Genomic DNA, 12,746 nt, shown 5'->3' on the forward strand with positions numbered 1-12,746 from the left:
GGGTTACCCATGTGAGAGTAAGTCATCGCCAGCTCATTATTCTAAACACCCCCTTCAATACAAGGGGGTGTTTTTTTATATATATATAAATCGAATTTAAAATAATTAAACCCTTGTAACTGAATAAGAAGCTCCAATCAGTTAATTTATGCCAAAAGATTGATGATTCTTGCAATTAAAAAAACAACAATAAATGTCAGTATGCCTATGAGGATTTAAATAATTTCAGGGACATAGTTGATGCAATACAATCCGATCTATTACACAGATGAACACTTTGCATTTGCAGATGCAGTAAAAAAATTTGTAGAAAAAGAAATTATTCCCTATGTAAATGAGTGGGACGAAGCTGAAACTTTTCCACGAGAACTCTACAAAAAAGCTGCAGAAGTTGGATTGATGGCATCAGGTTTTGATGAAAAATACGGTGGTATCCCAGATACAGATGCATTCTATACTTTATTGGGATGTGTGGAGTTGGCAAAGGCGGCATCAGGTGGGTTAATCGCTTCATTACTTTCACATATGATCGGTGCGCCACCAATTAATAGCTTTGCAAGTGAAGAGGTGAAAGCAGAGGTTTTGCCACAAATCTTATCAGGTGAGAAGATTTCGGCATTAGCAATAACAGAACCGGGAGGGGGGTCTGATGTTGCAGCACTTAAAACAAAAGCAGTAAAAGAAGGTGATTACTATGTAGTCAGTGGCGAAAAAACATTTATTACTTCTGGTATTCGTGCTGATTACTATACCGTTGCCGTTCGAACTGATCCTGAAGGAAAAGGACCCAATGGTATCTCAATGCTACTGATTGATGCCCATACACCAGGTATTACAAAAACGAAGTTAGATAAAATGGGATGGTGGGCTTCTGATACCGCTCATCTACACTTCGATCAAGTTAAAGTGCCTGCAAGAAATTTGATTGGTCCTGAGAATATGGGTTTCTTTGTTATCATGAATAACTTCAATATGGAACGTTTTTTCTTGGCTGCGAGTAGTTATGGTTATGCAAAAGTTTGTTATGAAGAAGCTTTAGATTGGGCTCAACAGCGACGTACTTTTGGTAAACGCTTGGTAGATCATCAAGTTGTTCGTCATAAATTGGTAGATATGGCAACACGTTTACAAACGACTCGCACTTTACTTGAAGATACGGCATATAAAATGGGTCGTCCTGAACTTCAAGGGAATGAAATGATTGCACAAATTTGTATGCTTAAAAACGTAGCAACGCAAACTATGCAATTCTGCGCTGATGCAGCCGTTCAAACACTAGGTGGTATGGGCTTTATGCGTGGCATGAAATCTGAACGTATATATCGCGAAGTTAAAGTGAATATGATAGGCGGTGGAGCTGAGGAAATTATGAAAGATTTGGCAAGCCGACAGCTGGGCTTCTAAAAGAAATAAAAAGGTGGATTAAGCCACCTTTTTTAATTGATCAGATATAAAGTTAAGCATTCATTGCCATATCCCAGACGATATTGGTTAACTCATCAAGTGACATTTTGCCTTCTGGATTGTACCAAGTTACGGTCCAAGCGATTGAACCACCAATCAGTCTTCGCCAAATAAAAGGATCGTGCTTAATTCTGCCTTTGTCATGTAATACCTTGATGACACTCAGCCATATCCCTTCATAATCATTTCTTAATTTTAATAGTTTCTTCTGATTTTCCTCAGAAAGTGAAAACCATTCATAGACCAATACAGCCATAGCGGAACCTGTATCCCCAGAGATCGCATCGAGTTCAGCTTTAATCAGAGCCTTGAGTTGTTGCTCTGGATGGTCTGAAGTGGATATGGCACTTTCAAGGCAAGCGTGATTGTAAATGATGGTTTGTTCCATCACATGCGCCAAAATATCGTCTTTGGTTTTGAAATGATGAAATAAACTTCCAGATTGGATACCAATAAACTGTGCGAGTTCACGAACAGTGGTTTTGGCATAACCTTGTTTATGGAATAAATAAGCTGCCCCCAAAAGTAAACGACCACGTGGTGTATCGTCAAAGCAGGCTATCGGTTGAATTTGGTCAATAGAGGTCGCAATCATCTTGTTATTTTATCCTATTTTGTTTTCTAAACGCGTTGCTTCCATGCAAATTTTAGCGCAATAAGCAGATTTGCAAATAATAATAACATTTTGCACTTTACAAACCAAGCGCTTGCTTGGTAGATTAAGCTTAAATTCTAAACAGAATAATGAGATGGTTATGACAAATATTCAGGATGAACAAAAAATTGTAAAAATTGGATGTGCTTCAGGTTTCTGGGGAGATACCAACACAGCTGCATTTCAATTAGTACATATGTCGGATATTAACTATTTAGTATTTGATTATCTTTCAGAAATCACCATGTCTATCATGGCAAAAGCCAAAATGAAAGATCCTTCTCATGGATATGCATTGGACTTTGTTAGTCGTGTCATGACACCACTCATCAAAAAAATTGCCGACAAGAAAATCAAAGTTGTAAGTAATGCTGGCGGTGTAAATCCATTGGCATGCAGTGATGCACTTCAAGAAGTGATCAAAAATGCTGGTTTAGATTTGAAAGTAGCGGTGGTACTTGGTGATGATTTAATGGATCAGCACACTGAACTTCAAAAACAAAATATAAAAGAAATGTTTAATGGTGAGGATCTTCCTCCACATGTCGCAAGTAGTAATGCTTATTTGGGTGCCGTAGGTATTCGTGATGCTCTGGATTTAGGTGCAGACATTGTGATCACAGGTCGAGTGGTGGATTCGGCTGTGGTGATTGGGCCTTTATTGCATGAATACAAATGGGATTTAAACGATTACGATAAATTAGCACAAGCTGCACTTGCAGGTCACGTGATTGAGTGCGGTGCACAATGTACTGGCGGTAACTTCACAGATTGGCGTTTGGTTGAAGGCTTTGACAACATGGGCTTCCCAATTGTTGAAGTGAAAGCAGATTCATCATTTATCGTCACTAAACCAAATGGTACAGGTGGTTTAGTTTCTAAAGGTACTGTGGGCGAGCAAATTGTGTATGAAATTGGTCATCCACAAGCTTATTTATTGCCTGATGTAACTGCTGACTTTAGCCAAGTCAAACTTGAGCAAGTCGGTGAGCACCGTGTATTGGTTACAGGTGCAAAAGGTACAGCACCAACACAACACTACAAAGTAAGCACGACCTATCCTGATGGTAACCGTGTATTGGTGAGTTTCTTACTTGCAGGTCAGGATGCTGAAGAAAAAGCGTATGCAGTATCAAATGCCATTTTAAATAAAGTTGAGCGTGTAATGGCACTGCGTTCGATTCCGCCATTTACTGAAAAATCAATTGAGATTTTAGGTACAGAAACGACTTACGGTGCAAACCGCCGTGTGCAAAAACCACGTGAAGTTGTGGTGAAAATTGCCGTTAAACATATGTTTAAAGAAGCATGTATGTTCTTTGCCTCTGAGATTGCACAAGCATCTACAGGTATGGCACCTGCATTAACAGGGATTGTGGGGGGGCGTCCAAAACCATCTCCAGTGATTAAATTATTCTCGTTCTTGGTAGAAAAATCTCAACTAAATGTTGAAGTAGATATCAATGGTGAGCGTCATAAAGTTGATGTACCACAGGGTGAGCCGCTTGCAGAGATTCCAACGATTCCTACAGGTGAAGTGGCAACTTTAACAGGTAATGAAATCGAAGTGCCATTGGTTGAAGTTGCACATGCACGTAGTGGTGATAAAGGTAACTACAGCAACATCGGTGTACTTGCACGTAAACCAGAATTCTTACCTTGGATTCGTGCATCTTTAACGGAAGCCAATGTTGCTGAATATATGAAGCATGTATTTGAAGGCGGTGAAGGTGGCGAAGTTCGTCGCTATGAATTACCGGGTTTAAATGCACTTAACTTCTTGTTAATTGATGCACTTGGCGGTGGTGGTGTAGCGAGCTTACGTATTGATCCACAAGGTAAAGCCTTTGCACAGCAATTGTTAGATATGCCAGTGAAAGTGCCAGCAGATTTACTGTAAGCACAGATTTAGGCATCGAGACGGTGCCCAATTCAAAATAATTTACATCAATTAAAAATGGAAGTACGCGCAATGGGTTATCAATCAATTTTTAGAAATGATGCATTCGCTGGCAAAGTCGTGATTGTGACAGGTGGTGGCTCGGGCATTGGTCGTTGTACGGCGCATGAGCTTGCATCACTTGGTGCGCAAGTGGTGATTACAGGTCGTAAGATCGAAAAACTGGAAAAAGTAATTGCTGAAATCACTGAAGATGGCGGACGTGCACATGGCATCGTGTGTGATAACCGCGAAGAAGAACAAGTTAAAAATATGATTAGCGAAGTGATCGAAAAATTTGGTCGCATCGATGGTTTAGTCAATAATGCAGGTGGTCAGTTCCCATCAACATTAGAAAGTATTTCTGCCAATGGTTTTGATGCGGTCATCCGTAATAACTTACATTCGACCTTCTATCTTATGCGTGAAGCCTATAACCAGTGGATGGCAAAAAATGGTGGTGCCATCGTCAATATGGCAGCAGATATGTGGGGCGGTATGCCGGGTATGGGGCACTCAGGTGCAGCACGTTCAGGTGTTGATAACCTGACCAAAACGGCTGCGGTGGAATGGGGTAAATCGGGTGTGCGGGTAAACTGTGTGGCACCGGGTTGGATTATCTCATCAGGTATGGATACCTATTCAGGCCCTGTCGCAGAATTCATTATCCCTAACCTTTCTAGCAATGTGCCTTTACAACGTATGGGAACAGAGTCGGAAGTATCTTCGGCGATTGTTTATCTATTATCTGACGCTGCTAACTTTGTTTCAGGGATGACAGTACGTATTGATGGTGCGGCTTCACAAGGTACACGCGTATTCCCATTATCATCTGCAGAAAATAGTGAGTCTTATAACGGCTTCCACCGTGCATTTATTCCAGATGTACTAAAGAAAAAAGACGAAAAGAATTAATCGAGATTATAAGGAACAAGGAGGAAACGGAATGGCAGTGATTCAGTCCGAAGTTGCAGTAGGAAGCGAAGTATTTGAACAGAATAAAGCGAAATTGCTCGAGCAAATCGAAGAGATTCGAGCGATTCAAAAAAGTGCGCTAGATCGTTCTTATAAAGCTAAGCCTAAGTTTGATAAAAAAGGAAAGATTTTACCGCATGAGCGTGTACGTATGTTGCTCGATGCAGATTCTCCATTTGTAGAGTTGTGTGGTCTTGTGGGTTACAAGATGCATGATGATAAAGATGGTTCAGAGGCAGGTGGCGGGATCATTGCAGGGATTGGTTTTGTAAATGGTACACGTTGTATGGTGGCTGCCAATAACAGTGCGATCAAAGGCGGTACGATTGCCCCAATGGGTGTACACAAAAGCCTTCGTTTACACCAAATTGCCTTAGAGCAAAAATTACCAATCATTACTTTGGCAGAAAGTGGTGGTGCAAACTTAAACTATGCAGCAGAAGTATTTACTGCCGGTGGTACAACATTTGCCAACCAAGCACGTTTATCTGCAAAAGGGATTCCACAAATCTCTGTAGTACATGGTAACGCAACAGCAGGTGGAGCATACCAACCGGGTTTATCTGATTACGTAATTACGGTACGTAAGCAAACCGAAATGTTGCTTGCAGGGCCGCCATTGTTACTTGCTGCAACAGGTGAAGTCGCAACTGCTGAAGAATTGGGTGGTGCAGAAATGCATGCGCAAGTGGCAGGTACAGCAGAATACTTGGCAGAAAATGATGCTGATGGTATCCGTATCGCACGTGAAATATTTAAGCATTTAAACTGGAAAGAACAAGTGAAACTTGATATTCCAGAATATAAAGAGCCACGTTACTCGGCAGATGAGTTACTTGGCATTATTCCATCAGATCCAAAACAACCTTTGGATATGAAAGAAATCATTGCTCGTATTGTTGATGATTCTGATTTCTTCGAATTTAAAAATGAGTATGACTCACATACGGTATGTGGTTGGTCGCAAATTGGTGGTATGCATTTAGGCATCATTACCAATAATGGCCCAATTACCCCACAAGGTGCAGCAAAAGCAGCGCAGTTTATTCAGTTATGTGAACAAACACGTCGCCCAATTTTATTCTTGCATAACACCACAGGCTTTATGGTGGGTACAGATGCAGAACAAAATGGCATCATCAAACATGGTTCTAAACTGATCCAAGCGGTTGCCAACTGTACAGTGCCGAAGATATCAATCATTGCCCATGGTTCATATGGTGCAGGTAACTATGCGATGTGTGGTCGTCCACTTGGCCCACAATTTATCTTCTCATGGCCGAACTCTCGTGTTGCGGTAATGGGTGGTGCGCAAGCTGGTAAAGTTCTTCGTATTGTTGCAGAAGCAAAACAGCGTGAATCTGGCATGGAGCCAAATGAGCAAATGTTAGATTTCTTAGAACAATCGACAGCAATGAAATTAGAGTCGCAATCGACTGCATTATTCAACACAGCGATGTTGCATGATGATGGCATTATCGACCCACGTGATACACGTAAATTGCTAATTTTCTTATTGCAAACGATTAATGAATCACAAGCACGTGAGTTGAATCCAACACGTTTTGGTGTGCCAAGATTCTAATAAATCCCTCTTGCGGAATATATTCCTCATCCCTGTGAAAAGTGAGGAATTCCCCCTCTTTTTAAAGTGGTGAGAAGCATGGCTTCGCAAGGGAGATTAAAGATTAAAAAAAATATTGAAATTTTAAGGAAGACAAAAATGAAATTTACTGAAGAACATGAAGCGCTACGCCGTACAACACGTCAATTTGTAGAAAACGAAATCAACCCATTTACAGCAGAATGGGAAAAAGCGGGTCGATTCCCAATTCATGAAGTATTCAAAAAAATGGGTGATTTGGGTTTATTAGGTATTTGTAAACCTGAAGAAAACGGTGGTTTGGCACTCGATTACTCTTATAACTTGGTGGTTGCAGAAGAGTTAGGTCGTATCAACGTGGGTGGTGTTGCACTTGCGATGGGTGTACAAACTGATATGGCAACACCTGCGATTGCTCGTTTTGGTTCTAAAGAATTACGCGATGAGTTTTTAACACCAGCAGTTGCAGGTGAAAAAGTTGCAGCGATTGCGGTATCTGAAGTCCAAGCAGGTTCTGACGTTGCAGCACTTAAAACTACAGCTGTAAAAGATGGTGATGACTACATTATTAATGGTCACAAAATGTGGATTACGAACTCGCTTCAAGCAGACTTTTTCTGTTTGTTAGCGAATACCTCTGACGGTAAGCCACACTTTAATAAGTCAATGATTGTGGTTCCAGCAAACACACCGGGGATTACATTCTCTGAGCCATTAGATAAATTAGGTATGCGTTCTAGTACCACTGCACAAGTATTCTTTGACAGCGTACGTGTGCCACAACGTAACTTAGTGGGTCAAGAAGGCATGGGATTTATGATGCAAATGCTTCAGTTCCAAGAAGAGCGTATGTGGGGTGCTGCAAACGCAATGGGTGGAATGTTGCAATGTATCGAAAAAACAATTCAATACACGAAAGAGCGTACCACATTTGGTCAGCCGTTAATTGACAACCAATATATCCATTTCCGTTTTGCCGAATTAATGACTGAAATTGAAGCGCTGAAAGCATTAACCTATCGTGCTTGCCAATTACATATCGAAGGCGAAAACGTAACGCAAATGGCGTCTATGGCAAAACTGAAAGCAGGTCGTTTAACACGTGAAGTTGCAGATAGCTGCTTACAATTCTGGGGTGGTAATGGCTTTATGGCAGACAACCCAGCAGCACAATTCTACCGTGATGGTCGTTTAGTTTCGATCGGTGGTGGTGCAGACGAAATCATGCTTGGCATTATCTGTAAGATGATGGACATCCTTCCTGGTAAGAAAAAATAAGCAGGAGATCTGATATGACATTATCAAGCTCAATTGCCAATTTAGAAGTTGATGGCAGCATCATCCTAGAGCAAGACGGTGGCATCTTAACTTTATGGTTAAACCATCCTGAAAGTCGTAATGCGATGAGCCTAAAGATGGTCCAATCGATGCAAGCGGTATTTGCTGCGATCAAAGATGATGTATCTGTACGTGCAGTGATTTTGCGTGGTAAAGGCGGTCACTTCTGTGCAGGTGGTAACATTAAAGATATGGCAGCGATCCGTGCTAAAGCAATGGAAGTGGGCAACAACACACCTTATACCGAATTTAACCGTACGTTTGGTGCGCTGATTGAGCAAGTGGATCAAGCACCACAAACCGTAGTTGCTGTACTAGAAGGTGCGGTACTCGGTGGTGGTTTTGGTTTGGCATGTGTGTCTGATGTGGCACTTGCGCATGCAGAAGCACAATTTGGCTTACCAGAAACTGGTCTAGGGATTTTACCTGCACAAATTGCACCATTTGTAGTGACGCGTGTTGGTTTAACTCAAGCACGTCGCTTAGCATTATTAGGTATGCGCTTTAAGGGTCAAACCGCTTTAGAGGTGGGGATTGTGCATCAAGTGGTTGCAGATGAAGTTGAACTTGCATCAGCACTTGAAGAAACCATTACCCAAATTAAACGCTGTGCGCCATTGGCATCGCGTGCAACCAAAGCATTATTACATCGTACCACCAAAGAAGAATTGGGGCCGCTACTTGATGATGCAGCACGTCAATTTGCAGATGCCGTGGCAAGCGCAGAAGGGATGGAAGGCACAATGGCGTTTATTCAAAAACGCCAACCAAGCTGGGCAGAATAAACCACATTCCAACGCCTGTATGAATGTGAATTAAAAAGGATACGCTCCTCAAAACAAGAGGAGCCTAAAAAATTGGTGGAACTATGGCGTTTACAAAAGTATTAGTTGCAAACCGTGGTGAAATTGCTGCTCGTGTGATGCGTACAGCAAAAGCCTTAGGTTACGAAACCGTTGCTGTGTATTCTGATGCCGACAAAAATGCGCGTCATGTAAAAGTAGCAGATGAAGCGGTTTATATTGGCCCTTCAAAAGTATCAGAATCTTATTTATCGATTCCAAATATTATCGAAGCGTGTAAGAAAACGGGCGCAGATGCTGTGCATCCGGGCTATGGTTTCTTATCTGAAAATACAGATTTTGCCGCAGCATGTGCAGAAAATGGTATTACCTTTATTGGTCCCCCAGCAGGTGCGATTGAGCTCATGGGTAGCAAGCGTTTGTCTAAAATCGCCATGATTGAAGCAGGCGTACCATGTGTACCGGGTTATGAGGGCGACCAACAAGACATCGACTTTTTAGCAGATCAAGCGAAAAAAGTAGGTTTCCCATTGATGGTGAAAGCATCAGCAGGTGGTGGTGGACGTGGTATGCGTCTTGTACATCAAGAAGCTGAATTGCTTGAAGCGTTAAAAACAGCACGTTCTGAAGCAGAAAATGCATTCGGTTCGGGTGAGCTGATTATCGAGAAAGCAGTGATTGCACCTCGCCATGTAGAAATCCAAGTCTTTGGTGATACACATGGCAACTACGTGTATTTATTTGAACGTGATTGCTCGATTCAACGTCGTCACCAAAAAGTGGTTGAAGAAGCACCATGTCCAGTATTGACACAAGAAACACGTCAAGCCATGGGTGATGCAGCAGTTGCAGCAGCCAAAGCTTGTAACTATGTGGGTGCAGGTACGGTTGAATTCTTACTAGATCAATCAGGTGAGTTTTATTTCTTAGAAATGAACACACGTTTGCAAGTAGAGCATCCTGTAACAGAGATGATTACAGGTCTTGATCTTGTGGAATGGCAGCTTCGTGTGGCAAACGGTGAAACATTACCGCTCAAGCAAGAAGAATTGACTATGAATGGTCATGCCATTGAAGTGCGTTTATATGCAGAAGACCCACGTCAAGACTTCTTACCACAAACAGGCAAAGTATTACGTTGGCAACCTTCGGATTTAGAAGGCGTACGTATCGATCACGGTATGATGCCAACTGATGAAGTTAGCCCATTCTACGATCCAATGGTGGCTAAAATCATCGTACATGGCAAAACACGTACCGATGCGATTCGTTTACTTGCACGTGCTGTAAATGATTCTGTACTGTTAGGTGTAAACAGTAATAAGGAATTTTTAGTTAACTTATTACGTCATCCACTTGTGGTGGAGGGTGATGTGAACACTGGTTTTATTCAACAGCATTTCCAAAGTGATGTGAGTTTGAATAAACAGAGTCTAAATTTAGAAAGCTTAGCATTGATTGCAGCGTTGTTGATAAATGCATCTGCGCAAACAGATTGGAACACAGGAGTTTCTTCAGCATTACCACTGAAACTTCGATATGATGATCAAAAGTTAGATCTCATTGTGCATCGTGATGGTCGTTCAGTGAGTGTTGAAACCTGTGGTGAAAGCCAGTCGATTGAGGTTGTAGCGCAAAATACACAGCAATTGATTTATAGCATTAATGGAATTCGACGTCGAATTGACTATGTTCTTGATGGTAATTTTGTTTATTTAGATCGCGCGAATGGCAACGTCATGGTGGAAAATATTACCTATTTACCACCTGAGACTGCCGATGTGGCAGGGGATGGTAAAATTCGTGCCCCAATGGATGGTGCAATTATAAATGTCATTGCTCAACCTGGAGAGCGTGTAACTAAAGGGCAAACATTATTGATTCTTGAAGCGATGAAAATCCAACAGCAAATTAAGTCAGATGTCGACGGTGTTGTGGGTGAAATCGTAGGACAAGTTGGTCAGCAAGTGAAAAAACGTCAAATCTTGATGAATATTGAGGTTGATGCTGAATAAGCAATAAAAAAAGCCATCTAACGATGGCTTTTTTTATGACCGGATTTATGCAAATACTGTTTGTACGGCACAGTAAAGCACCCAAAGAATTGCAATCGCAACTACAGGTTCTAAAACTTTTGCCCAAGTTGGTGTAGCCACTACTTCTGGCTCAGCAACATCGTGGTGATCATGTTGAACTTGATTGACCATGTCATGAAACTCCTTCATCGTTTGGTCTAATGATATCTCTTCTTGAATGACAGGTTGAGAACCAATCAACTCATTTAGGTTATTTGTTAGCCAAACCCAATCTTTTGCTTTACCAGAGAGATGTTCAACTTGACCCTGAAGTAATTCATTCATGCCTTGTAGTTGATAATGACCTGTTACATCAAGTTGTTTAAGTTCATTAAGCTGTAAGGTCAAAATCTCTGATGTCGCAGTTTCAAGTTCTTGATGAGACAGCGTAGACTGATTATGTTGAGATGTCGTCAAATGCCGTGCGACTTCTTGAATATAAAGTTGGTCAGCGGCATGAATTTCTTGGTATATTTTTTTTTCGTCTTTACGCCATAGGCTGATGAGTTTACCTAAAGCTAAGATATTTAATTCATTGAGATATTCATGCCGTTGTTCAGCTGGATACTGTTTCAACAGCTGAGGCTTTTGAATTTTGGTCTGCTCAACAAAATATTGTACTAAATCAAAAGCCATTCAACTCTCCTGTAAGTTTTTAATCCAAAATTCTTAAACTCGGTTTTTTCTTTGGTGCTTCATTTTCTTGATTTTGTTGCTGTTTAGATTCTATCGGATTTTCATCCGTTTGTGCATTGGCATATTCATCAGGATCAAAGAATAATCCTTGACCATTTTCTTTTGCATATAACCCGAGTACAGCATTGATTGGCACATAAATATCTTTGGAAACACCACCAAAACGTGCAGAAAAGGTAATCGCTTCATTGCTCATGTGTAGTTGATGCACAGCATGTGGCACGATATTTAAAACAATCTGACCGTCTTGAACGAACTGTGTAGGTACATCGGTATAAGGCTGTGTGGCATCTACCAGTAGATATGGGGTGAGATTGTTATCGCAAATCCATTCATAAATCGCACGTGCTAAATACGGGCGAGTTGGACTTAATTTGATTTCTTGATCAGACATGTGACTCACTCTTTTGCTTTTTTAAGCGGATTTTAATTCAGGACTATAACGATTTTTTTCCTGAACCGTCATGGACTTAATGAAGGCTGGACGACTGAAAACACGCTGGCAATATAAATAAAACGGGCGGCATTGTTGCTTTGGAAGCTCAATACCCATCGTTCTTAACCGTATAAAAATCGGTGCCAACATGCAATCTAAAATTGTAAATTGTTCAGACATGAAATAAGGATAGTGCTGAAACAAAGGTGTCAGCGAGATAAGCGTATCTTTTAACTTTTTTTGGGCTGCCTTTTGTGCGTCAACATCAAGTGTGTCTGGGTGGCGCAACATATCATCTGCAAGTTTTAACCAGTCATTTTCAAAACGCCATATATATTGGCGTTGTTCTGCACGTGGAGCAGGAGCATCTGCATATAACTTATTCTGACGATAGCGATCATCTAAATATTCAGAAATGATGGATGTATTGAAAAGTTTTAACTCATTTTCAATCATCATCGGGAGTCGATTGTATGGATTTAAACTCGCAAGATCCTCGTTGTCTTCGTCGACAATAAATAAATTATGTTTAATTTGTTTTTCTGCCAGTAAGAAGCGAATCCAATGCGATCGAAAGTCATCTGCATGACTATAAACGGTGATGCCTTGTAAGGGGGTGGTTTCGACTGACATATTCCAATCAAAGTATTAATGAATAGATAAGGATACTAAAAATGCACGCTAAAATCATCGTTTAATGAGCGATGCCTATTAAAACACTTGAATTTCATATTGAATCGTATTTATGTCTGTAACGTGGTT

Annotated in this window: 11 protein-coding genes; 7 read left to right on the forward strand and 4 right to left on the reverse strand. The window is 41.0% G+C overall.

Annotated features, from left to right (window positions below):
• Positions 1 to 240: 240 nt before the first annotated feature.
• Positions 241 to 1,404: an acyl-CoA dehydrogenase family protein gene (locus AC1M83_RS13430; RefSeq protein WP_481590888.1), complete on the forward strand. Its 1,164-nt coding sequence runs from the start codon at positions 241 to 243 to the stop codon at positions 1,402 to 1,404.
• A gap of 52 nt (positions 1,405 to 1,456) precedes the next feature.
• On the opposite strand, the gene AC1M83_RS13435 is transcribed toward AC1M83_RS13430, so the two are convergent.
• Positions 1,457 to 2,059 carry a TetR/AcrR family transcriptional regulator gene (locus tag AC1M83_RS13435; protein WP_481590889.1) on the reverse strand — a complete coding sequence of 201 codons (603 nt, stop codon included), beginning with the start codon at positions 2,057 to 2,059 and terminating at the stop codon, positions 1,457 to 1,459.
• Positions 2,060 to 2,219: 160 nt separating this feature from the next.
• Here AC1M83_RS13435 and AC1M83_RS13440 point away from each other — a divergent pair, with 160 nt between their 5' ends.
• From AC1M83_RS13440 to AC1M83_RS13465, 6 genes are all read left to right on the forward strand, one after another.
• Positions 2,220 to 4,019, forward strand: coding sequence for an acyclic terpene utilization AtuA family protein (locus AC1M83_RS13440; protein WP_481590890.1), 1,800 nt, complete (start codon positions 2,220 to 2,222; stop codon positions 4,017 to 4,019).
• A 72-nt stretch (positions 4,020 to 4,091) separates the two neighbouring features.
• Entirely contained in the window at positions 4,092 to 4,973 is an 882-nt protein-coding gene (locus AC1M83_RS13445; protein ID WP_481590891.1) for an SDR family oxidoreductase, read from the forward strand.
• A 31-nt stretch (positions 4,974 to 5,004) separates the two neighbouring features.
• Positions 5,005 to 6,618 carry an acyl-CoA carboxylase subunit beta gene (locus AC1M83_RS13450; RefSeq protein WP_035269519.1) on the forward strand — a complete coding sequence of 538 codons (1,614 nt, stop codon included), beginning with the start codon at positions 5,005 to 5,007 and terminating at the stop codon, positions 6,616 to 6,618.
• Positions 6,619 to 6,756: 138 nt separating this feature from the next.
• A complete protein-coding gene (locus tag AC1M83_RS13455) occupies positions 6,757 to 7,914 on the forward strand; it encodes an acyl-CoA dehydrogenase family protein (protein WP_035269512.1) in 1,158 nt (385 codons plus the stop codon).
• Between the two features lie 14 nt (positions 7,915 to 7,928).
• Entirely contained in the window at positions 7,929 to 8,759 is an 831-nt protein-coding gene (locus AC1M83_RS13460) for an enoyl-CoA hydratase/isomerase family protein (RefSeq protein ID WP_035269505.1), read from the forward strand.
• An 83-nt stretch (positions 8,760 to 8,842) separates the two neighbouring features.
• A complete protein-coding gene (locus tag AC1M83_RS13465; protein WP_035269495.1) occupies positions 8,843 to 10,792 on the forward strand; it encodes an acetyl/propionyl/methylcrotonyl-CoA carboxylase subunit alpha in 1,950 nt (649 codons plus the stop codon).
• 45 nt (positions 10,793 to 10,837) lie between these two features.
• Here the strand turns inward: AC1M83_RS13465 and AC1M83_RS13470 are convergent, their stop codons facing one another.
• The 3 genes from AC1M83_RS13470 to AC1M83_RS13480 are packed head-to-tail and all read right to left on the reverse strand — an operon-like array spanning position 10,838 to position 12,617.
• Positions 10,838 to 11,488, reverse strand: coding sequence for a hypothetical protein (locus tag AC1M83_RS13470; RefSeq protein WP_035269490.1), 651 nt, complete (start codon positions 11,486 to 11,488; stop codon positions 10,838 to 10,840).
• 19 nt (positions 11,489 to 11,507) lie between these two features.
• Entirely contained in the window at positions 11,508 to 11,942 is a 435-nt protein-coding gene (locus AC1M83_RS13475) for a ClpXP protease specificity-enhancing factor (RefSeq protein WP_035269488.1), read from the reverse strand.
• A 21-nt stretch (positions 11,943 to 11,963) separates the two neighbouring features.
• The gene (locus AC1M83_RS13480; RefSeq protein WP_035269487.1) at positions 11,964 to 12,617 is read right to left on the reverse strand and encodes a glutathione S-transferase N-terminal domain-containing protein; all 654 of its coding nucleotides are present in this window, start codon (positions 12,615 to 12,617) and stop codon (positions 11,964 to 11,966) included.
• Positions 12,618 to 12,746 lie beyond the last annotated feature (129 nt).

The sequence above is a fragment of the Acinetobacter sp. 25-47-130 genome (assembly GCF_056779705.1).

Bases quoted from the DNA above. Each gene is read 5' to 3' on its own strand.
- AC1M83_RS13430 (WP_481590888.1), top strand. From the start codon at position 241: ATGCAATACAATCCGATCTATTACACAGATGAACACTTTGCATTTGCA.
- AC1M83_RS13435 (WP_481590889.1), bottom strand. From the start codon at position 2,059: ATGATTGCGACCTCTATTGACCAAATTCAACCGATAGCCTGCTTTGAC.
- AC1M83_RS13440 (WP_481590890.1), top strand. From the start codon at position 2,220: ATGACAAATATTCAGGATGAACAAAAAATTGTAAAAATTGGATGTGCT.
- AC1M83_RS13445 (WP_481590891.1), top strand. From the start codon at position 4,092: ATGGGTTATCAATCAATTTTTAGAAATGATGCATTCGCTGGCAAAGTC.
- AC1M83_RS13450 (WP_035269519.1), top strand. From the start codon at position 5,005: ATGGCAGTGATTCAGTCCGAAGTTGCAGTAGGAAGCGAAGTATTTGAA.
- AC1M83_RS13455 (WP_035269512.1), top strand. From the start codon at position 6,757: ATGAAATTTACTGAAGAACATGAAGCGCTACGCCGTACAACACGTCAA.
- AC1M83_RS13460 (WP_035269505.1), top strand. From the start codon at position 7,929: ATGACATTATCAAGCTCAATTGCCAATTTAGAAGTTGATGGCAGCATC.
- AC1M83_RS13465 (WP_035269495.1), top strand. From the start codon at position 8,843: ATGGCGTTTACAAAAGTATTAGTTGCAAACCGTGGTGAAATTGCTGCT.
- AC1M83_RS13470 (WP_035269490.1), bottom strand. From the start codon at position 11,488: ATGGCTTTTGATTTAGTACAATATTTTGTTGAGCAGACCAAAATTCAA.
- AC1M83_RS13475 (WP_035269488.1), bottom strand. From the start codon at position 11,942: ATGTCTGATCAAGAAATCAAATTAAGTCCAACTCGCCCGTATTTAGCA.
- AC1M83_RS13480 (WP_035269487.1), bottom strand. From the start codon at position 12,617: ATGTCAGTCGAAACCACCCCCTTACAAGGCATCACCGTTTATAGTCAT.